At 28.6% G+C, this 23094-nt stretch carries 21 protein-coding genes; 20 read left to right on the top strand and 1 reads right to left on the bottom strand.

The annotated features are described in order from the left end of the window. Nucleotides 1-195 precede the first annotated feature (195 nt). Nucleotides 196-1200, top strand: coding sequence for an LCP family protein (locus tag FYJ27_RS10400; protein ID WP_154484781.1), 1005 nt, complete (start codon nt 196-198; stop codon nt 1198-1200). A gap of 5 nt (nt 1201-1205) precedes the next feature. Here the strand turns inward: FYJ27_RS10400 and murC are convergent, their stop codons facing one another. Beyond that, nucleotides 1206-2579, bottom strand: a complete 1374-nt coding sequence (gene murC, locus FYJ27_RS10395; protein ID WP_154484780.1) for a UDP-N-acetylmuramate--L-alanine ligase — start codon at nt 2577-2579, stop codon at nt 1206-1208. 219 nt (nt 2580-2798) lie between these two features. Between murC and purR the strand changes: the two genes are divergently transcribed. From purR to hpt, 19 genes are all read left to right on the top strand, one after another. Continuing rightward, a complete protein-coding gene (gene purR, locus FYJ27_RS10390) occupies nt 2799-3629 on the top strand; it encodes a pur operon repressor (protein ID WP_154484779.1) in 831 nt (276 codons plus the stop codon). Between the two features lie 111 nt (nt 3630-3740). Continuing rightward, nucleotides 3741-4004 (top strand): septation regulator SpoVG, encoded by a 264-nt coding sequence (gene spoVG / locus FYJ27_RS10385; RefSeq protein ID WP_154484797.1) that lies wholly within the window; start codon nt 3741-3743, stop codon nt 4002-4004. Nucleotides 4005-4144: 140 nt separating this feature from the next. Then, on the top strand, nt 4145-5533 hold the full coding sequence (glmU, locus tag FYJ27_RS10380) for a bifunctional UDP-N-acetylglucosamine diphosphorylase/glucosamine-1-phosphate N-acetyltransferase GlmU (RefSeq protein ID WP_154484778.1): 1389 nt from the start codon (nt 4145-4147) through the stop codon (nt 5531-5533). A gap of 15 nt (nt 5534-5548) precedes the next feature. Further along, nucleotides 5549-6496 carry a ribose-phosphate pyrophosphokinase gene (locus FYJ27_RS10375; RefSeq protein ID WP_154484777.1) on the top strand — a complete coding sequence of 316 codons (948 nt, stop codon included), beginning with the start codon at nt 5549-5551 and terminating at the stop codon, nt 6494-6496. Nucleotides 6497-6513: 17 nt separating this feature from the next. Beyond that, nucleotides 6514-7071, top strand: a complete 558-nt coding sequence (gene pth / locus FYJ27_RS10370) for an aminoacyl-tRNA hydrolase (RefSeq protein ID WP_154484776.1) — start codon at nt 6514-6516, stop codon at nt 7069-7071. A gap of 58 nt (nt 7072-7129) precedes the next feature. Continuing rightward, the gene (gene mfd, locus FYJ27_RS10365; RefSeq protein ID WP_154484775.1) at nt 7130-10648 is read left to right on the top strand and encodes a transcription-repair coupling factor; all 3519 of its coding nucleotides are present in this window, start codon (nt 7130-7132) and stop codon (nt 10646-10648) included. Between the two features lie 38 nt (nt 10649-10686). Next, nucleotides 10687-11700, top strand: coding sequence for a peptidylprolyl isomerase (locus tag FYJ27_RS10360; RefSeq protein WP_195839124.1), 1014 nt, complete (start codon nt 10687-10689; stop codon nt 11698-11700). A 133-nt stretch (nt 11701-11833) separates the two neighbouring features. Then, on the top strand, nt 11834-12385 hold the full coding sequence (gene spoVT / locus FYJ27_RS10355; protein WP_154484773.1) for a stage V sporulation protein T: 552 nt from the start codon (nt 11834-11836) through the stop codon (nt 12383-12385). 250 nt (nt 12386-12635) lie between these two features. Next, nucleotides 12636-14249, top strand: coding sequence for a putative polysaccharide biosynthesis protein (locus tag FYJ27_RS10350; protein ID WP_154484772.1), 1614 nt, complete (start codon nt 12636-12638; stop codon nt 14247-14249). Nucleotides 14250-14286: 37 nt separating this feature from the next. Then, nucleotides 14287-15753: a bifunctional methyltransferase/pyrophosphohydrolase YabN gene (gene yabN, locus FYJ27_RS10345; protein WP_154484771.1), complete on the top strand. Its 1467-nt coding sequence runs from the start codon at nt 14287-14289 to the stop codon at nt 15751-15753. Nucleotides 15754-15862: 109 nt separating this feature from the next. After that, nucleotides 15863-16141, top strand: coding sequence for an HU family DNA-binding protein (locus tag FYJ27_RS10340; RefSeq protein WP_154484770.1), 279 nt, complete (start codon nt 15863-15865; stop codon nt 16139-16141). A 49-nt stretch (nt 16142-16190) separates the two neighbouring features. Next, nucleotides 16191-16430, top strand: a complete 240-nt coding sequence (locus FYJ27_RS10335) for an RNA-binding S4 domain-containing protein (protein WP_154484769.1) — start codon at nt 16191-16193, stop codon at nt 16428-16430. Between the two features lie 138 nt (nt 16431-16568). Continuing rightward, nucleotides 16569-16850: a sporulation protein YabP gene (gene yabP / locus FYJ27_RS10330; RefSeq protein WP_216384035.1), complete on the top strand. Its 282-nt coding sequence runs from the start codon at nt 16569-16571 to the stop codon at nt 16848-16850. Between the two features lie 16 nt (nt 16851-16866). Beyond that, the gene (yabQ, locus tag FYJ27_RS10325) at nt 16867-17343 is read left to right on the top strand and encodes a spore cortex biosynthesis protein YabQ (protein WP_154484768.1); all 477 of its coding nucleotides are present in this window, start codon (nt 16867-16869) and stop codon (nt 17341-17343) included. Nucleotides 17344-17389: 46 nt separating this feature from the next. Then, nucleotides 17390-17707, top strand: coding sequence for an FtsB family cell division protein (locus FYJ27_RS10320; RefSeq protein WP_154484767.1), 318 nt, complete (start codon nt 17390-17392; stop codon nt 17705-17707). Between the two features lie 81 nt (nt 17708-17788). Next, nucleotides 17789-18199 (top strand): S1 RNA-binding domain-containing protein, encoded by a 411-nt coding sequence (locus tag FYJ27_RS10315; RefSeq protein WP_154484766.1) that lies wholly within the window; start codon nt 17789-17791, stop codon nt 18197-18199. A gap of 323 nt (nt 18200-18522) precedes the next feature. Further along, nucleotides 18523-20880: a stage II sporulation protein E gene (spoIIE, locus tag FYJ27_RS10310; protein WP_154484765.1), complete on the top strand. Its 2358-nt coding sequence runs from the start codon at nt 18523-18525 to the stop codon at nt 20878-20880. Between the two features lie 166 nt (nt 20881-21046). Further along, nucleotides 21047-22441 carry a tRNA lysidine(34) synthetase TilS gene (gene tilS, locus FYJ27_RS10305; RefSeq protein ID WP_229775539.1) on the top strand — a complete coding sequence of 465 codons (1395 nt, stop codon included), beginning with the start codon at nt 21047-21049 and terminating at the stop codon, nt 22439-22441. An 18-nt stretch (nt 22442-22459) separates the two neighbouring features. Continuing rightward, nucleotides 22460-22993 (top strand): hypoxanthine phosphoribosyltransferase, encoded by a 534-nt coding sequence (gene hpt, locus FYJ27_RS10300; RefSeq protein ID WP_154484764.1) that lies wholly within the window; start codon nt 22460-22462, stop codon nt 22991-22993. The last annotated feature ends 101 nt before the right edge of the window (nt 22994-23094 follow it).

Genomic DNA, 23094 nt, shown 5'->3' with positions numbered 1-23094 from the left:
TATAAAGTTAAATAAATTCCCTGGTGAATTTCACCAGGGAATTTATTTTTTGTGAAAAACTATTTTATTAACTATTTTTGGTAAAAAATCACTAAATGCTTAATTTTTTATAGTTAAAAATAAGAGTAAAAAACTAAGTATTGTATAAAATATGATTATACATTGTTTGAAGGGAGGTAGAAAATTGTATATTAGATGAAAAACTTTTTAAAATACTTTAGTTTAGCTTTCATATGTTTTTTTATTGCTTTTTTATTAGGTTCTTATACTTTTTTAAAGTTTAACAATGGAGAAAAAAATCTTATATATAATAATATAAATAAAAGCGCAGAGAAAGATATAAAACTTTCTGAGAAAGATAAAAAAGAAAAAGATACAGAAAAACCTATAAATTCCTTAGAAGAAGGTATAGAAAGAAGTGATAGGATTAATTTTATATTATTAGGAATGGATGATATAAGGACAGATACTATTATATTTGCTTCTTTTGATAGGGAATACAAAAGGGTTGATTTTATTTCTATTCCTAGGGATACTTATGTTTATAGAAAGGGATATGAAAAAGCAGAACAGAGAAAGATTAATGCGGTATATGGAGATCATGGAATAGAAGGTTTAAAAAAAACTATTGAATACATGCTTGGAGAGGCACCTGTTCACCACTATGTTATGGTTGATTATAAAGGGGTTGAGAATATAGTAGACTCTATAGGGGGTGTAGAAGTATATGTGCCATTTCATATGAAATATGAAGATCCTACATCGAAACCTCCACTATATATAGATATACCAAAAGGAGAACAAGTTTTAGACGGCAAAAAAGCTGTACAATTTTTAAGATATAGAAAAGGAAATAATAATAAAGTTGGTTATAAAGAAGGAGATTTAGGTAGAATAAAAGCACAGCAAGAGTTCTTATTTTCTCTTTTAAATAAATCTCTAGGAGCAAGGTTACCTTTAGTTGTTAAAAGCAGCTTTGAACATGTAAATACAGATATTAGTTTAAATGAAGCTTTGAAATATGGAAAAGAAGCATTTGGAATAGACAAGAAAGATTTTAAATTTTCTACATTACCTGGTGTAGCAAGTTATAGAACTATTGAAGGTAAAACTCTATCTTATTATATTCAAGATGAACTAAAGACCAAGGAGATAATAGAAGAACTCTATAAAGTATCAAAAAAAGTCCCTATGGAATAGGGACTTTAAATAGCTTCTTTTTTGCTTTCTTCCAGCATTAATTCTCCTAATTTATAAATATTACCTGCTCCCATAGTTACCAAAACATCCCCATCTTCCATATTATCAAAGAGATAATTTTTAATTTCTTCAAAAGATTTAAGATATATAGCTTCTACATTTTTTTCTTTTAATAAGTTAACTAAACTAGTAGAATGAATAAGACCTGTGTCTTTTTCTCTAGAAGCATATATATCAGCTATTATAACTTTATCGGCTTCATAAAATGATTCAGAAAATTGTTCTAAAAGAAGTTTAGTTCTGGAGTAAGTATGAGGTTGAAATACACACCAAAGTTTTTGCGATGTACTTTTTCTAAGGGCATTAAGAGCTGCTTTAATTTCTGTTGGATGGTGAGCATAATCATCCATTATCTTTATACCATTTATATATCCTTTTGTTTCTAATCTTCTATGGGTACCTTTATAGTATTGCATTGAATTTATTATTGATTCTACTGGTACATTGTAAGTATGGGCTGCAGCAATACTAGCTAGGGAGTTGTATACATTATGTATTCCCATAACATTTAAGGTAATAGGAAACTTACCTTTATCTTTTATATTAAGCACAAATCTTGGATATCCTTCATCTGTAAATGAAATATTTTCTGCGGTATAATCAGCCTTGTTATTTATACCAAATGTAACAATATTACATTTACTATCTTTTATAACTTTATAAGCATTTTTATCATCTATATTTATAATCAAGTGTCCATCTTCATCTAAACTGTTTGCATATTCCTTGAATGTATCTACTATATGATCTATATTTTTAAAATAGTCTAAATGATCTTCTTCCATATTAAGTATTATGGCCATGGTAGGCTGATATTTAAGTATATTTCCTTTATATTCGCAAGCTTCGGTTAAAACCAAATTTTTGCTACCTATTTTTACATTGCCACCTATTTCATCTAATTCTCCACCTAAAAGTATAGTAGGTTCTAAAGAAGATTTATTTAATATTGTAGCTAACATACTAGTAGTAGTAGTTTTTCCATGAGTACCAGAAACAGCAATAGATTTATCGTAATTCTTCATAAGTTTTCCTAGGAAAGTACCCCTATCTAAAGTTGTTATACCATTTTTCTTAGCTTCTAATAGTTCTGGGTTGTCATTAGATATAGCATCTGTGTATATTATTAAATCTGCTCCTTGTATATTTTCTTTTTTATGATCTGTGTAAATATTAGCACCTTGTTTTTTTAATTTATCAATTATCAAAGATGAGTTCATATCTGAGCCAGAGACAGTATATCCTTCTTTTAAAAGTATTTCTGCTAATCCACTCATACTTATTCCACCAATACCTATAAGATGAACGTGTGAAACCATATACAATTACCTCCCAAAATATATATAATCATCTCTATATTTATTATTGCCAAAAAAAATATTATTATCATATTTTATAGCATTTTATTTTGTCATTGATAAATTATATCATAAAGGTGAAAATATAAAAAGGAAAAGTTATAAATATATTGAATTATACTATATAAAGGAATAAAATAGGTTAATATGTGAAAAAAATATTTAATTAGGGTGGTTAGAATGGATCAATTAAAAAGAAATGAAAGAATAGGAGCTATAATGTATATACTTACAAGTAGACCAAATGAAATTTTTACATATAATTATTTTTCTAAAATGTTTAATGTTAAAAAGCCTAGTATCAGTGGTGATATATCCATAATGAAGGAAATTGCCCAAAAACTGGATATAGGGAAAATAGAAACTATTCCAGGAGCTAATGGTGGAGTAAAGTTTTTACCAAAGTCTAGAAAGGGAGAAACTGAAATTCTTTTAGAGGATCTATGTAGAAGATTATCTGATGGAGAGAGAATTATTCCAGGGGGTTTTATATATATGATGGATATTCTATATACTCCTAGTATAATAAGAAATATAGGTAAAATATTTGCAAATGAATTTAATCATAAAAATATAGATTATGTAGTAACAGTTGAAACTAAGGGAATTCCTATAGCCCTTATGACTGCAGATATTTTGAATGTACCTCTAATCGTTATAAGGAAAAATACAAAGATCACTGAAGGGCCTACTGTAAATATAAACTATGTGTCTGGCTCTACTAAGGTTATTCAAACTATGTCTCTTTCAAAAAAGGTTCTTAAGGAAGGTTCAAAAGTTTTAGTAATAGATGATTTTATGAAAGCTGGAGGAACAATAAAGGGAATAAATGATATGATGAATGAGTTTAATGCCGAAGTGGTTGGCGTTGGAATATTTGTTTCAACTAAAAGTCCAGAGAAAAAATTAGTAGACGATTATATTTCCCTTATACAATTAGAGGCGGTTGATGAACAAAATGGTAAAATATATTTAAAATCAAATTTTGAATACTTAGAACAATTTAAATAAAAATGAAAAAGATTTACAATAAAAGAAGGATTTCTTCAAAATTTAGAGAATATAGAGAATATTTAATAATTGTATTATTTAAGGGACTTCTGGGAAGGTGGTGAGGTGAAAATGCAAGTCACAGATGTAAGAATTAGAAAAATCACCGACGAAGGTAAAATGAAAGCTATAGTTTCTGTTACTTTTGACAACGAATTTGTAGTACATGACATAAAGATAATAGAAGGTCAAAACGGATTTTTTATTGCCATGCCAAGTAGAAAGATGGCAGATGGAGATTTTAAAGATATTGCCCATCCAATTAATTCAGAAACTAGAAGCAAGATACAGGAAGCAATTTTTAAGGAGTATGAAAAAAATATAGGTGATGAGTGAAGAAAAGGACCAAATTTGGTCCTTTTTTTACTATTTTAAATAAATATTATATACAAATGGATAAATTAGGTGTGGACTTATATCAGAAATTGTATAAAATATTATTGGGTGGAGAAATACAAAAGATAGAGGTGTTTTTAATGACTATTTCAATTATACTTGCTGCTGGTGAAGGAACTAGAATGAAATCAAGTAAGCCAAAGGTATTACACAATATTTGTGGGAAACCATTATTAAGTTATGTTATTGACGCAAGCAGATGCGCAAAAGTGGAAAATAATATAGTAATAGTAGGCCATGGAGGAGAAAAAGTAATAGATAGTATAAATGATGAAGACATTACTTTTGAAAAACAGCCTATAGGAGAAGGAGTACCTTATGGAACAGGTTTTGCAGTTATGCAAGCCAGGAACTATATTAAAGATAATAGTTGTGTTATAATTTTATATGGAGATACACCTTTGATTTCTGGAAATACTCTAAACGAACTTGTAGAATATCATAATTCAAGTGATAATGCTTGTACTGTTTTAACTGCAGAATTTGAAGATCCTAAGGGATATGGTAGAATAATTAGGGATGAAAAAGGTAATATTCATTCTATAGTGGAAGAAAAAGATGCCACTGAAGAAGAAAAGAGAATAAAAGAAATAAATTCTGGCATGTATTGTTTTAAAGGAGAATATTTAAAATTTGCTTTAGATAGAATAGATAATAAAAATGCCCAGGGAGAATATTATATAACAGATGCAGTGAAAATTTTTAAAGATGAAGGACTTAAAGTAGGAGCATATAAGATAGAAGATTCTACAGAAATATTTGGTATTAATTCTAGAGTTCAGCTAGCTTATGCTGAAAAATTGATGAGAAAAAGAATTAATGAGAAACATATGAAAAATGGTGTTACTTTAATTGACCCAGAATCTACTTACATAGGGAATGATGTTAAAATAGGCAGTGATACTATAGTATATCCTGGAGCAATTTTAGAAGGTAATACAGTGATAGGAGAAGATTGTATAATAGGTCATAATACTAGAATAGTTAATGGAAAGATAAGCAATAAAGTAGAAATACAAATCTCCACCATATTAGATAGCATTGTTGAAGATGGAACAAAAGTAGGGCCTTATGCTTATTTAAGACCAAATAGTCACATTGGTAAAAATGTGAAGATTGGAGATTTTGTTGAAGTAAAAAATGCAAATATAGGAGATAATTCAAAAGCCAGCCATCTTTCTTATATAGGAGATGCTGATGTTGGCAAAAATGTAAACATTGGTTGTGGAGTAGTATTTGTAAATTATAATGGGAAAACTAAAAGTAGAACTACTGTAGAAGATAATGCTTTTATAGGAAGTAATTCTAACCTAGTAGCCCCAGTAGTTGTAAAAGAGTGGGGTTATATAGCAGCAGGTTCTACAATTACGGATAAAGTAGATAGAGGACATTTAGCTATTGCTAGAGCTAGACAAGTTTGCAAAGCAGATTGGGTTTTTAAAAAAGATTTCACAAAAGATAATAAATAATAGGAGGAGTTTTACATGAATATAAATGGATGTGGCATAAAAGTATTTACTGGAAATGCAAACAAGGAGTTAGCAGGGAAAATATGTAAGGAACTAGGTATTTCATTAGGTGATTGTGAAGTTGGAACTTTTAGTGATGGTGAGATAGCAGCAAATATTAATGAAACTGTTAGAGGTAATGATGTTTTCTTAATACAGCCAACATGTCCTCCAGTAAACGAAAATTTAATGGAAACATTAATATTAATGGACGGTTTAAAGAGAGCTTCAGCAGGTAGAATCAATGCAGTGATACCATACTATGGATATGCAAGACAAGATAGAAAAACTAAGGCAAGAGAGCCAATAACAGCAAAGCTTGTAGCTGATTTATTGACTACTGCAGGTGCAGATAGAGTTTTAACTATGGATTTACATGCAGGCCAAATTCAAGGATATTTTAATATACCTGTAGACCATTTAATTGGTGTACCTATTTTAGCTGATTATTTTAAAAAAATAGTTAAGAGAGAAACAGTAGTAGTTTCTCCAGATTTAGGAGGAGTTACAAGGGCAAGAAATTTTGCTAATTTATTAGATTTACCTATTGCAATTATAGAAAAGAGAAGACCAAAAGCTAATGTTTCAGAAGTTATGAATGTAATTGGAGATATTGAAGGAAAAGACGTAATAATTGTAGATGATATTATTGACACAGCAGGAACTATAACTAAAGCTGCAAAAGTATTAAAGAATTTTGGTGCATTAAATGTTTATGCTTGTGGAACTCACCCAATTCTTTCTGGACCAGCTGTAGAGAGAATAGAAAATTCAGAAATAGAAAAGTTTATAGTAACAGATACAATTCCATTATCAGAAGAAAAGAAAATAGACAAAATTGAAGTAGTTAGTGTTGCATCTCTTTTTGCAGAAGCTATTATGAGAGTGCACAAAAATGAATCTGTAAGTAAGTTGTTTGATTAATTAGGGAGCTGATATATTTGTATGCAGTAATAGGTCTAGGAAATCCAGGAAGAGAGTATGAAAACACTAGACATAATATAGGATTTAATACAGTGGATCTATTGGCAGATAGAAATGGCATAGATATAAACAAGATTAAGTTTAAAAGTGTTTATGGCAAGGGACGGATAGGGAATGAAAGTGTTTTGTTATTGAAGCCCCAAACCTATATGAACAATAGTGGGATTTCTGTATTAGAATTATATAAATACTATAAAATACCTATAGAAAATATATTAGTGGTAGTAGATGATATAGATATAGATTTTGGTGTTGTGAGGATTAAAAGAAAGGGAAGTGCAGGAACTCATAATGGATTGAAATCAATTATATACCATCTTCAAAGAAATGACTTTCCTAGAATAAAGATTGGGGTAGGTAGTCCACCGCCAGAATGGGATTTAGCAGATTTTGTACTAAGTAGATTTCAAAATAAAGAAGAGAAAACTATTAAAGAATCAATTGAAGTGGCTTGTGAATCAATTGAAACAATTATAAGAGAAGATATAGATAAGGCCATGAATAAATTTAATTAAAAAACAAAGCCCAGGAACAAAACCTGGGCTTAAGGTATTTGGTTAAGGAGTTGATTAAATGCCGCAAAATATGTTTGTAGATCCATTGAAGAATTTATATTCCTATAAAGAGTTACTAAAAGAAATACAAGAAAAAACTAGTCCTATTGCTATTCATGGGTTGAGTAGTGAAAGCTTAGGCCATATCACCTATGCTTTAAGAGAGGATACAAGAAAGCAAATATTGGTAATAGCTTCTGATGAGATAAAAGCTAAAAGAATATATGAGGATTTAAAAAACTTTAATACTCCAGTGGAAATGTATACTTCAAGGGAAGTAGTATTTTATGATATTGAAGCATTTAGCTATGAAACTATCCATTCAAGGCTAAAAGTTTTATCTAAATTAAATAATGGAGATAATATAGTTGTAGTAACCTATGTAGAGGCATTACTAAATAAAATAATGAGCAAAAAATTATTTGAAAACTATACTGAAAATATAAAATATGGTGAAACAGTTCAATTAAAAGAACTGGCAAGGAAATTTGTAATTAAAGGCTATGAAAGAGTAAATATGTTAGAAGGAAAGGGACAGTTCAGTATAAGAGGAGGAATTATAGATTTTTTTCCTCCGTTTAGCAACTATCCCTATAGAATAGAATTATTTGATGACGAAGTAGATTCTATAAGGGTATTTGATATAGCAAGTCAAAGATCTATTGAAAAAGTTAATGAAGTATTAATTCCTCCTACTAGAGAAGTTTTAATATTAGATGATTTTAAAGAAGAGGTTATAGAAAGTATTGATAAAGATTTCAATAAGGCATTAAAGAGATCTAAAGATAATTTAAAAGAAAAAGAGTTATTAGAAAATAAGTTTTTAAAGTATATGGAATCTATAAGGGAAGGATTGAATGTAAATAATGTAGATATGGTGACGCCATATATTCCTGATGATAAGTTAGGAAGCCTTATAGATTATTTAGATAAAAACAGTTTAATTTTATTAGATGATCCTAAAAGAATAGAAGAAAAAGTCAGAGAAATATATAATGAGTTTGTTTTTAAATTTACGGATGTGTTTCAACGCGGTGAATTGTTATCAAGTCATGAGAATATTTATTATGATTATGAAAAATTATCTGAAAAAATTAAAAAATACACATGTATAACCGTTAGTGCATTTTTAAAAACTGATGAAATGTATAGGTCTAAATCTATTTTAAATATTACTACTAAGAGCATGCAATCTTTTCATAATAAGATTGATTTTTTAGTAGAGGAATTGAAGCATTATAAATACAGAGGATATAAAACTATTATATTTTCAGGAACTGAAGATAGAGGGCAAAGGCTAGAAAGTACCCTAAGGGAAAAAGGTATAGAATGTGTATATATATGTGATAAAAGTAGAGCTATAAAATCTAGTCAAGTATTTATAATATCAGGAACTATAAATGGAGGATTTGAATATCCAGATATAAAGTTTGTTTTAATAAGCGATAAAGAAGTATTTGGAACCAATAAGAAGAAAATTTCTAGACCTATTAAAAAGAATAGAGAAAAAATAACAGATTTTTCTGATTTGAACATTGGTAGTTATGTTGTTCATGAAAATCATGGAATAGGTCAGTACTTAGGGATAGAACAGTTAGATATTCAAGGTATAAAAAAAGATTATTTAACTATTAAATATAGAGGAAAGGATAAGCTTTATGTTCCTATAGACCAGATGAATTTAATTCAAAAGTATGTAGGAGCAGATAAATCTAAGCCAAAGATAAATAAATTAAGCAGTTCTGAATGGAGCAAGACTAAAGCAAAAGCTAAAAAAGCTATTGAAGATATGGCAAAAGATTTACTTGAATTGTATGCTAAACGACAAAGTGTAAAAGGGTTTGCTTTTAGTCCTGACAATCCATGGCAAAGACAATTTGAGGATATGTTTCCATATGAAGAAACAGAAGCTCAAATGAGAAGTATTGAAGAAATAAAAAAAGATATGGAGAAATCTAGACCTATGGATAGACTCCTTTGTGGTGATGTAGGATATGGTAAAACGGAAGTAGCTTTAAGAGCGGCTTTTAAAGCAATTATGGATAATAAACAAGTAGCTTTTTTAGTACCTACTACTATATTGGCACAACAACATTATAATACTATTGTTGATAGATTTAATGAATTTCCAATTAAAGTAGGAATGTTAAGTAGGTTTAGAACCCCTAGTGAACAAAAAAAAGTTATCGAGAATTTAAGAAATGGGAATGTAAATATAGTTGTTGGTACTCATAGGTTATTGTCTAAAGATGTAAGGTTTAATGACTTAGGGTTATTAATAGTTGATGAAGAGCAGCGTTTTGGAGTAAAACACAAAGAGACTTTAAAAAAACTTAAGGAAAATGTAGATGTACTTACTCTTACAGCTACGCCTATTCCTAGAACCCTTCACATGTCTTTAATAGGTATAAGGGATATGAGTGTCATAGATGAACCTCCAGAAGAAAGATATCCTATTCAAACCTATGTTGTGGAATATAATGAACAATTAGTAAGGGACGCTATAGTTAAAGAGATAAATAGGGGAGGTCAAGTTTACTTTGTTTATAATAGGGTTGAAACCATAGACAAAATGGCTTCTACATTAAAAAAACTAGTGCCTGAAGCTAAGATTGCAGTAGGACATGGACAAATGAGTGAGAGAGAATTAGAAAAGGTAATGATGAAGTTTCTAAAAAAAGAGTTTAATGTACTAGTCTGTACCACTATTATAGAAACAGGTTTAGATATACCTAATGTAAATACTATAATAGTATATGATTCGGATAAAATGGGATTATCCCAACTTTATCAACTTAGAGGAAGAGTGGGAAGGGCTAATAGATTGGCTTTTGCCTATTTGATGTACGAAAGAGATAAAGTATTGTCGGAAGTAGCAGAAAAAAGGCTTAAGGCAATAAAAGAATTCACAGAATTTGGTTCAGGATTTAAAATAGCTATGAGAGACTTAGAGATTAGGGGGGCTGGCAATTTATTAGGAATGGAACAGCATGGACATATTGAAGCTATAGGTTATGATCTATATGTGAAGTTTTTAAATGATACTATAAGAAGGTTTAAAGGTGATGTAGTAGAAGATGTAGTAGAAACTAACATAGATCTTAATGTAAATGGATATATACCAGATAAGTATATTTCAGATGAAGAAATAAAAGTTGAGATATATAAAAAAATTGCTAGTATTCAAAATAAAGAAGACTACCATGATTTGCTAGAAGAGCTTATAGATAGATTTGGAGATATACCTGAAGAAGTAGATAATCTAATGAAAATATCTTATATTAAATATATTTCCAGTCGCTCCTATATAACAAGTATTGTTCAAGGTAAGAGTTTTATAGATATACAATTCAGCTCATCATCTTTTATTACCCCAGAGCTTATAAACGAGTTATCTACTAAATATAAAAGGAGATTACAATTTGATTTGTCAGGTAAACCTATATTTAAGTTTAGGCCAGGAATTAAAATATTAGAAGATTTAAAGGTGCTGATAGAAAAAATAAGTGGTTTTCTTAATGGAAAAAGTAGTATATAATATATTTGTTAACTAAAAATAGAGAAAGGATGTTTTCATTGATTAACTTTAATAAAAAAGTTTTCAAACTTTCATTAATATTTGTATTGGTAATTGTAATTTTGACTGGATGTCAAAGTACACCTAAGGATGCAGTGGCAAAAGTAAACGGAGATACTATTTCTAAAACTGAATTTAACAAGGCATTTGAAATGGTTAAGAAAGGGTATGAAGATCAATTAGGTCCAGATATTATGAGCCAGGAAGCTGAAAAAGGTAAAACAGTTGAAGAATTAATAAAAGAAAATATTTTAGAAGTTTTGATAATGGAAAAGATAGAGCTGAAAGAAGCTGAAAAAAATAAAATGACTGCTACCGATGAAGAAGTAAATGAATTAATTAAGCAATATAAAGAAAAACTTGGTGGAGAAGAAGAATATAAGAAGTTTTTAGAAAATAATAATGTAGATGAAGGATATTTCAACAAAATGGTAAAAAAAGAGAAGACCATTGAAAAATATAGGGAAGACTATATTAATAAAACGGAAGTAACAGATGAAGAAGCTAAAAAATTCTTTGACGAGAATAAGGATGCTTATGAGGTTGTTAAAGCAAGCCATATATTAGTTGAAACGGAAGAGGAAGCTAAAAATATTTTAGAAAAAATAGAAAAGGGAGAAGACTTTAAGGCTTTAGCTAAAGAAAAATCAAAAGATGAAGGTAGTGCTAAAGAAGGCGGAGATTTAGGCTACTTTACTAAAGATAAAATGGTACCAGAGTTTTCAAAAGTTGCATTTTCACTAAAACCAGGAGAAGTAAGTGAAGTAGTTAAAAGTCAATATGGATACCATATTATAAAAGTTGAGGACAAGATAGATAAGTACGATAAAGCAAATGATGAAATGAAAGATGAAATAGTTCAAGGAATAAAAGTTACAAGGCTTCAAGAGCATTTAGAAAAAATGAGAGATGAAGCAAAGGTAGATATATACACTGAAGAAAACAAAAAATCTGAAGATAAATCCGATGATAAGAAAGACAATGAAAAAAAAGAAGATAAAAAAGCTAGCTAATAAAAAACTCTATAGGAAAGCCTATAGAGTTTTTTATATTAATACTTTACCTTAACTTTACCATTCATGCATAAAATGTTCATAGAAGTAAAATAATAAATATACAAGAAAATTACATTTAAGGAGGTAAAACATGAAGGCTACTGGAATAGTTAGAAGAATAGATGATTTAGGTAGAGTAGTTATTCCAAAAGAAATTAGAAGAACATTAAGGATAAGAGAAGGTGATCCCTTAGAAATATTTACGGATAGAGAAGGTGAAGTAATACTTAAAAAATATTCTCCTATAGGAGAGTTAAATGAATTTGCAGCAGAATATTGTGAGTCATTGTATGAAACTACTAATCATATGGTTGTTATAACTGATAGGGATTCTATTATAGCTGTTGCGGGAGGTTCACGAAAAGAGTACTTAGAGAAAAGAGTAAGTCAAAGTTTAGAAAAAATGATGGAAAGTAGAGAGGTTTATATATCTAGTGATACTAACAAACCTATTAGACTTTTTTATGAAGATGAAAGTGTAGAGGAATATACAGGTCAAATAGTAGTTCCAATAATTATGCAAGGTGATCCAATAGGTGCAATAATTTTTATATCTAAAGATGATGATGTAAAAATGGGAGAAATGGAAGTAAAGTTAGGAGAAGTGGCAGCAGGATTCTTGTCAAAACAAATGGAAAGTTAATAAAAGTCTACCTCAAGGTAGACTTTTATTATTTTTGTAATAAATACATTTCTTATAAAATATCTTTTTGGTATAATAGACTTTATTGACCCATATTAAAATATACATATATAAATAATGTTGGAATTTTAAATGGTTTCATATACAATTAAGAATAATGAGGTTATAGTACATTATTAGCCATAGATTATGTGAAAGGTGGTGAAGCTCCTGGTTATTTTAAGATATATATTTGAAACCAGGGTTTATAATGACTAAAGAAAATTTTTTGAAAGGGGCAGCTATTTTAGGAGTTGCAGGTATTATAGTTAAGATATTAGGAGCATTTTATAGAATTCCTATTAGTAATATAATAAAAACAGAAGGTATGGGATATTATCAGACAGCGTATCCACTTTATGTCTTACTTTTAACTATATCAACTTCAGGATTTCCTGTAGCTATTGCTAAATTAGTTTCAGAAAAAAGAGCTATAGGAAACTACAGAGGAGCTCATAAGGTATTTAAAATAGCTTTATCAGGACTCTTTATATGTGGTATTTTGACAAGTTTATTTGTATTTGTATTAGCAGAAAATATTGTGGAAGCCTTAGGGAATAGAAATGCTTATTATTCTCTAATAGCATTAGTACCAGCATTATTTTTTGTTCCAATAATGTCTGCCTTTAGAGGATATTTTCAAGGAAGACAATTTATGACACCTACAGCAGTTTCCCAAATTTCAGAACAAGCTTTTAGGGTAGGGACTGGGTTGTTTCTAACCTATTTTTTACTTGATAGGGGAATTCCAATTGCAGCAGGTGGAGCTTCTTTTGGAGGTTCTATTGGAGCTATTGCAGGAACTATTGCTATGGTTTTGATATATTTACCTAAGAGAAAAGACATTAGAAAAGAAGTAAGAATGACTGAGGGATATGATGAAGAAACTACTGGTAAAATCATTAAAGATTTATTGATAATAGCAATTCCTATAACTATTGGTTCAGCTATTGCACCTATAATGGATACCATAGATGCTGCCATAGTAATGAGAAGACTTCAGTATGTTGGATTTAGTGAGTTTCAAGCAAATGATCTATATGGTCAACTTAAAGGTCTTGCTCAAACTTTAATTAATTTGCCACAAGTTTTTTCTATGGCATTGGCCATAAGTTTAGTTCCAGCTATATCTGATGCATATGCTAGAAAGAAAAAAGAAGAAATAAAGAGTATAATCTCATCTGGAGTAAGGGTTACCTTACTAATAGGTTTACCTTGTGCGTTAGGATTATTCGTTTTAGGAAAGCCTATTATTAGATTATTATATTTTAAAAATACAGCAGAAGCATTGGATAGTACGGGAGAAATATTACAATATCTTTCTTTTGGAGTAATATTTCTAACCTTGGTTCAATCTTTGACGGCTATACTCCAGGGATTGGGAAGAACTATGATACCAGTAAAAAATTTATTAATAGGTGCAATTACAAAGACTATACTTACCTATGTACTTACAGGAATACCAAGTGTTAATGTTAAAGGAGCAGCTATAAGCACAGTTGTAGCTTATATGATTGCAAGTACTTTAGACTTGATTAGTGTGAAGAAATATGCAAAAATGGAATTTAAAACTGCGGAAGTATTTATAAGGCCTCTTATTTCAGCTATAGGGATGGCAATTATGGCAAAAGTAGGGCATATAGTATTTACTCCTCTTGTTGGGGATAGAATAGCTACTATATTAGCAATATTTGTAGGAGCAATAGTTTACTTCTTATTTCTTATAAGGACTGGTTCTATAACTTATGATGATTTTAAGTTAATACCAAAGGGCGAGAAAATAGCTAATATCCTTGTGAGACTTAAACTATTAAAAGTTAATTAAAAGATATTTCATTTGCGAAACAAAGGAGAAGATATATATGGGCAAAATATACGTAGTAGGGTTAGGTCCTGGAAATGTGGATTGTTTAACATTAGGAGCTTTAGATAGATTAAATAGTGGATATATAAATATACTAAGAACAGAAAATCACCCTACAATATCTTATTTAAAGGAAAATAATATACCCTATGAATCCTATGATTATGTATATGAAGAAAAAGAAAACTTTAAAGAAGTTTATAATTATATAGTAGAAGATTTAATTAGGAAATCAGAAGAATATGGAGTAATTAATTATTTTGTACCAGGAAATCCATTAGTAGCAGAAAAAACTGTAGAAATATTATTAGATTATAAGAAAGAAAAAGATATTGAAATAGATTTAATTCCAGGTATGAGTTTTATAGACCCTATATTGGTAGCTGTAGGTCATGATCCTGTAAAAGGACTAAAAATCATAGACGGACTAAATATTACAGGACAAAAAGTAGATATAAATACGGCAAATATTATCACTCAGGTATATAATAAAAGAGTTGCTTCTTCTGTTAAGCTATACTTATCTGAAATATATGGAGATGAGTATGAAATATATATAGTAAATAGTGCGGGAATTGAAAAAGAGGAAGAAATTTTTAAAATTCCTATATATGAATTGGATAGATGTGATACAATAAATCATCTAACCAGTATATATATTCCTAAAGTGGATAAAATAAATACAAAAATTTACGATATGAATGATCTTTTAGATATAATAAAAATATTAAGAGGAAAAGAAGGTTGTCCGTGGGATAGAGAACAAACTTATTTATCTATTAGGGAATCTGTCATAGAAGAAGCATATGAGGTAGTAGAGGCTATAGATGAGGATGATATGGACAGTTTGGAAGAGGAGTTAGGTGACTTGCTTCTTCAAGTAGCGTTTTATAGTGAGATGGCAAATGAAGATGGTTATTTCAATATATTTGACGTAACTACTGGTATATGTAATAAACTTATTTTTAGACATCCTCATGTTTTTAAACAAAAAAAAGTAGAAAAATGTGATGAAGTAGTATATAATTGGAATGAAATGAAATTTAAGAATAGAAACATTGAAAACTACACAGGGAGACTAAGAGCTGTTCCAAAACTTCCTTCACTTATGAGAAGTTATAAAGTTCAAAAAAGAGCAGCAGATGTAGGATTTGATTGGGATAATATCTATGGTGCAATTGATAAAGTTAAAGAAGAATACCTTGAAGTAATTGAAGAAGTAGATTTATGTAAAGGTGGTGATATAGAGAAAATAGAGGAAGAATTAGGAGATTTATTATTTGCAGTTGTAAATGTGTGTAGGTTTTCAAACGTAAATCCTGAAGTAGCATTAAATAAAGCTATTAACAAATTTATAAAGAGATTTGAGTTGATGGAAATAAAAAGTAATGAACTTGGTAAAGATTTTAGGGAAATGACTTTAGAACAAATGGATATACTATGGAATGAAGCAAAGAATACATAAAGCCATCAATATTATAAAAACTATTCTAAAATAAGAAGGAATTTTGAAAACAACATAGAATAAGCAAATATAGGCTAATTATAAACATTTGTATGAGGAGGAATTAATTATGAATAAGGCTGAATTAGTTGCTAGCATAGCTGAGAAAAGTAATTTAACTAAGAAAGATGCAGAAAGTGCTTTAAATGCATTTATGAAATCTGTTGAAGAAGCACTAGTGGATGGAGAAAAAGTTCAACTTGTTGGATTTGGTACTTTTGAAGTAAGACAAAGAAAAGCAAGAGAAGGAAGAAATCCAAGAAATCCTGAAGAAGTTATCCATATTCCAGCTTCAAAAGCTCCAGTTTTCAAAGCTGGTAAAGCTTTAAAAGAATCAGTAAATAAGTAAAAAAATCAGGTCATTGGCCTGATTTTTTTATTAGAATGTGGAGGGCGTTATGAGGGTAGATAAGTATTTAAAGAATTCAAGACTTATTAAGAGGAGAACTATGGCTAAAGAAGCTTGCGAACAAGGTAGAGTATATATAAATGGAAAAGTTGCAAAGCCAGGAGATGAAGTAAAAGTAGAAGATATTATAGAAATTAGATTAGGGACAGGTTCCGTTAAAGTAAAAGTATTAAGTACAAAGGATAATGTTCCTAAAAATCAAGCACAAGAGCTATATAAAAATTTATAAGATATAATTAGATTTAAAAAAGAGCTATATTAGAGCGTTTTAAAACATTCTAATATAGCTCTTTTTTAAAAGTTTTAAGTAATAAAATTTTCTTTTTTTCATATTATTTAATAGAGGAGATACAAGGGGGGGATATGTGTGAATGATAGTAAAGTTGAATTTAAAAATCAAAATATATATTTAGAAGATAGAAAAAAGCTATCTATTACAGGTGTAGAGCAAGTGGAAAGCTTTAATGACAATACTATAGTTTTGTTTACAGTAAGGGGTGGTGTTACTATAAAAGGTGAGGAACTTAATATAAGCAAGTTAAATTTAGATGATGGTAATGTAAAAATAGATGGAGAGATAAATGGAATTATATATAATAATAAATCTTCAAATTCAAAAGGAAATATATTAGGTAAAATGTTTAAATGATTATGGGGAGAATACTATGGATAATTCTGTTAAGATGCAAGCATATATATTTTTTACAGTTTTCTATGGTGGTTTAATAGTAGGTTTTATATACGATATCTATAGAGGTTTTAGATATTACTTAAATCCAAAGAAGATTATTACTTTTATTGAGGATCTGGTATTTTGGATAATAGCTACACTTGTTACATTCTATATTCTTATAAAGAGTAATTGGGGCGAACTTAGAGGATATATATTTATAGGGTTATTTTTAGGTCTATATCTTTATTTAAAGTTATTGAGTAAATTAATATATCCTATTCTTTTAAAGATTTTAAGATTGCTTTGTTTAGTTATGAAGAAAGTAATTAAAGTTATAATTTTTCCTTTTAATATGATTAAGAAGATACTATCACCTTTATTTAATAAAATGAAAAAAGCAAAGGATATTTCAGGGGAGATAGTAAAAGATACAAATAAATATATACGGATAATATCTAAAAAGAAATAGAGGAATTTATTAAAAGTTGTAGAATAATTATTATGAGGTGGTAGATATGGGTAAAAAGGGTAAGAAAAAGTTTAGAATAAGACATATGGTACTTTTACTATTTGCTATATATATATGTTCTACAATATATAGCCAAAGAAATATGATGAAAGAATTAGAAATAGAAAAAAATAATACTGAAGAAGAAATAGAAAAACTAAAATCAGAAATAAGTGAGATAAATATTGAAATACAAAATAAGGATTCACTAGAATTTGTCGAAAAAATAGCAAGAGAAGAATTTAGAATGCTTAAACCTAGAGAAATTATATATATTGATAAGAATAAAAATAAAAATCCTTTCTTAAGAAAGGATAATAACTAGGCTAGATTGACATATTTAATTTTCTAATATATACTTATATCTAAGAATAACAGATTAATTGTAAGGAGGAATTATTTATTTATGGCCATAGCTGTAGGAGGTGTAGTTGAAGGCACTGTAACAGGAATAACAAATTTTGGTGCTTTTGTTCAACTACCAGAAGGAAAGACTGGTTTAGTTCATATTTCTGAAATATCAGATGATTATGTGGAAAAGGTGAGTGATTATCTAAAGAGAAATCAAAAGGTTAAAGTAAAGGTCTTATCCATAAATAAGGAGGGGAAAATAAGTCTTTCTATAAGACAAGCTAAACCTAAGACTAGTGAACCAATTGAGATAGACTGGACAAAAACTGATGACAGGCAAAAGCATATGTCCTTTGAAGATAAACTATCTAAATTTATGAAAGAAAGTAATGAAAGACAAGACCAATTAAAGAGCAGAGAGTCTAGAAAAGGACAAAAAGGCCGTAGCAAAAATGCTGATTTCTAAAACCGGATTATTCCGGTTTTTTATTATTTTTTGAAAAGACTAAAAGAATGAATTTATTATTTAATGAGTTATCTTGAAATTAAAATACATTATTATACATTAGATATGAAAATTCTTAGTTGAAGCTATACAGTTGAATACATCCCTATTATAGATATAACGTAGGTTATTTTAGGTTAAAAAAAACAATAGTTTTTTTAAGGTTTGATAATAAAATATGTCTAAAGATTTTTCTATGTAGACAACTAGTATTGACAAATATTTTAGAAAACCTTTGTTATCATGAATTGTAAATATGAAAATATAAATAGGGGTGGTTGGAAATGACTGACAGAATGGGGACTGTATCTTTAAATCAAAAGAGATCTCTTAATAAAAAAATGACATTTGATAAAGCGGGGATTCTTATTGGGATATTAGGTTTTTTCATATCTAGGACTTCAGTTATAAATGGTTTGACACCATTTGGAATATCTTTTTTAGCAGCTAGTAGTTTTAGTAATTTTTCATTTATAAGTTTTTTATCAGTAATAATAGGTGTATTAAGTTTCCATGGCATCAAAGGATACAATTATTTAATTACAATGGGTATTATATATGCTGTTTTTAGTATTAATAATAAAGATAAAAAAACATCTATAATAAAAGTATCCTTAATTTCATCTATTATATTTATATCAGTAAATTTTCTGAATTTAATTTTATTAAGTGAATATTATATGTATGATTTTATGATGGTAGTGTTTGAGGGTGTTGTTATTTTTACATTATCATATATATTTTCTTATAGCTTTCCTCAAAAAATAATAGAAAAAAATAAGTTTACTAACGAAGAACTAATATGTTTTTTTATTACTTTTTCACTAGCACTTTCTGGATTAGGAGATCTTAGTTTATTAGGAGTTTCTATTAAAAATATAATAAGCATTTTATTTATAATAGTAGTTGGACATGCATATGGAGCAGCGTTAGGATCAGGTATAGGTATTACAGTAGGAATGGTTGCGTATTTATCACAACCTGATATGCCATTTTTAATTTCTATATATGGACTTTCTGGTTTATTTTCTGGAGTTTTTAAAGATTTAGGAAAACTTGGTTCTGTATTGGGATTTATACTTGGCAATAGTATTATGAGCTTTTATATAAATGGATTTGGTACAAGTTTTTTAAGTTATTATGAATTAGGTATTGGTAGTCTAATCTTTATTTTAGGTTTTAATTATATAAAAGATAATATTTTAAATAAGTTGTCTATAAATTTAGGAGTTAATAAAAGTAATCCATATGATGATAGAATAAAAGAACTGACTAATAGAAGATTGGAAGAAGTTTCGGAAGTATTTGAAGAGTTAAGCAAGATGTTTGTAAAAGTATCAGAAGATAAGGAAGTTTGTACAGATAATGTATCTCTTTTTATTGATGAAGTTGCAAGTGATATGTGTAAAAACTGTTCTATGAATAAGTTCTGTTGGCAAGATGATTTTTATACAACTTATTATTCTATGTTTAATCTTATAACTATGATGGAAATGACAGGAGAGATTGATGAGGAACATATACCTAAACTTTTTAAATCTACATGTATCAATACTGAAAAGATAATGGATAAGGTTTATAGACTCTTTGATATATACAAGATAAATTATATATGGGAAAAGAAAATGAGCGAAAATAGAAAATTAGTAGCAGAACAGTTAAATGGAATTTCGGATATAATTGGAAATCTAATGAAAAATATAGATAGGGAAATAACTTTTAATAAGGATGTAGAGGCAGAAATATATTCCGCTTTAAGAACAAATAGTGTAGATGTATTAGAGACAGTAGTAGCTGAATATGGTGAAAATGATTTTGAAATATATGTTGAAGTAGACAAATGTTTTAAAAAAGCTAATAGCTTGGAAAATGTAAAGTCTATTGTTTCTCAAGCAATAGATTTACCTTTAAAAGGTGAATTTACTATGAATAGTAGTCAAAGTGTTAAAGAAAGGAATAGATATAATTTTAAAAAAGCTAATAGATATGGTACTATAACTAAAATCAGTAAAAATAGTCAACTTCCTAATTATGTCTCAGGAGATAGTTATACATTTGGAGAAACTGAGGATAATTATTTTGTAGCTTTAAGTGATGGTATGGGAATAGGTAAAAAAGCAAATTATGAAAGTAGTATAGCTATATCTTTGCTAGAAAAGTTTTTAGAAGCTGGATTTAGTGAAGAGGTCGCTTTAAACACTATAAATTCCATGCTGATGTTAAAATCAGAAGAAGAGATATTTACCACATTAGATATTTCTACAATAGATCTATATTCTGGAAAGTTGCAAGCCATTAAAACTGGAGCTGCTTCAACGTTTATTAAGAAAAAAGATAGGGTTGAAGTTATAAATTCACATTCTTTGCCTGTTGGAATGTTGAAAGATGTAGACTTTCAAGTATATGAACACTTTTTGGAAGATGGAGACTTTATTATTATGATGTCTGATGGGGTATTGGAAGCTAATGAAGAAGTTGCAAATAAAGAGAAGTGGATGAGGGAGGTTATTAAAAATATTGATAGCTTTAACCCTCAGACAATTGCTAATATGGTTATGAAGGAGGCCAAAAAGGCATCTAAAGGGGAAATAAAAGACGATATGACAGTATTGGCTACTAAGGTTTGGAAGGTAAAGCAATAATCTAAATTTCTTAGTTATTGAATAGTAAAAAACCTTTAGTCTTAAGACTAAAGGTTTTTTATGCTATATTTTGATAAAAAAGATAATATTTAAGCATAGATTAAAAAAATATCGTATAATAAAATAAAGAATGATTTTTAAAAGATTATTATAGGTGGTGTATATATTGGGTTTAAAGGAGCAAATGTTATTAACTATTGATCAACATAGTTTAATTGACAAAGGGGACAATATTTTAATAGGATTGTCGGGAGGACCAGATTCAATGGCCCTTTTATATGGGCTTTTAGAAATACAGAATCAAAAATCTTTTTCTATTTATATTGCCCATGTAAACCATGGGGTAAGAGGAGAAGAAGCAGATGAAGATGAGAAATTTGTAGAAAGATTATCTAAAAAATTAAATCTTCCGTATTATTCTACAAGAATAGATATGGAAGGTTATGCTAAAAAACATAAAATGTCTTCCGAAGAAGCAGGAAGAAAGCTTAGATATGATTTTTTTAGAGATACTTTATTGAATATAGGTGGAGGTAAAATAGCTGTAGCCCACAATAAAAATGATCAGGCAGAAACACTTATAATGAGGATGTTAAGGGGAACGGGTATAGATGGCTTAAAGGGGATGGAATATAAAACAGAAGAGATTATCAGACCTTTATTAGATATATCTAGAGCTGAAATAGAAGAATATATAGAAATAAATAAGATAGAAACAAGATTAGATAAAACTAATTTAGTCCCTATATACAATAGAAATAAGATCAGATTAGAAGTCATACCTTATATAAAAGAAAATTTCAATCCGAATATTATAGATACATTGTGGAGAACTTCTAAAATAATGTCTTATGATAGTAGTTTTTTAAATGAATATACACTTGAAACATATAGAGACTTGATGAAAAGTAAGAAAAAAAATAGTATAATTTTATATAGAAAGAAATTTTCAAAAGAACATACTGCTATAAAGCAGAGAATTGTTAGGCAAGCTATATATGATTTGACGAACAATCTTCAAGGAATAACTAGCAAACATATTTTAGACATAGTAGAACTTTTTGATAGAGGTGATACAGGAAAGAGCATAGACTTGATTAATAATATAGTAGCTGAGACAAGCTATGATGACCTTATTATAAAAATGGGTAATAAAGAATATAGTGTAGATTATAATTATGATATTAGTTTTGAAAAACCTATTTATATTAAAGAGACTAATTGTTTTATTGAAGCTAGGGTAGTTCCTAAAGAAAAAGTTGAAATAAATTTTAAAGATAGGTTTATTAAGTATTTTGATTATGATAAAATAGAAGACGGTTTGCATTTAAGGAATAGAAAAACAGGAGATAAATTTGTTCCTTTAGGTATGAATGGAATGAAGAAATTAAAAGATTTATTTATTGATGAAAAAATCCCATTAAATAAAAGGGATACTATTCCTATACTAACAGATGGTAAAAATATTATTTGGGTAGTAGGGCTTAGAGTTAGTGAAGATTACAAAATAACTCCTAGCACAAAAAATGTCCTAGTAATAAAATATTATAAAAAACCGTAAATTTTGAGGAGGAGAAAGATGGAGGAATTTAGAAAAGAAGTACTTGTTTCTTCAGAAGAAATTGAAAAAAAAGTAAAAGAATTAGGAGAAGAAATTACAAAAGATTATCAAGGTAAGGAGCTAATGTTAGTAGGAATACTAAAAGGCGCAGCAATATTTATGGCAGATTTAGCAAGAAATATTAAAATACCTGTTACAATGGATTTTATGGCCGTATCTAGCTATGGAAATTCAACTAAATCTTCAGGAGTAGTTAGAATAATTAAGGATTTAGATTCCAACGTAGAAGGAAAACATATTCTCATAGTAGAAGATATAATAGATACAGGACTTACACTTGGCTATCTAACAGATAATTTAAAGAAAAGAGGAGCTAGTAGTGTAAGAATATGTACTCTTTTAGATAAACCTGAAAGAAGAAAGGTAAATGTACCTGTTGACTATAGAGGATTTGTAATACCAGATGAGTTTGTTGTAGGATATGGTATAGACTATGCTGAAAAGTATAGAAACTTACCAGATATATTCTCTATAGAAGAATCGTGTGATTAAAACATTTAAAATTGTCTTTGGTTAGATTGTTGTTTTTTAGGGTAAAATGTGTTATAATTTGAAAATATACAATCTTGCCAGCTCTAGAAGGGAGGACTTAG

Origin of the sequence: Anaerosalibacter bizertensis, from assembly GCF_009696605.1 — a bacterium.
Taxonomy (GTDB): Bacteria; Bacillota; Clostridia; order Tissierellales; family Sporanaerobacteraceae; genus Anaerosalibacter; species Anaerosalibacter bizertensis.
This window is presented reverse-complemented; position numbering and strand designations above follow the sequence as displayed.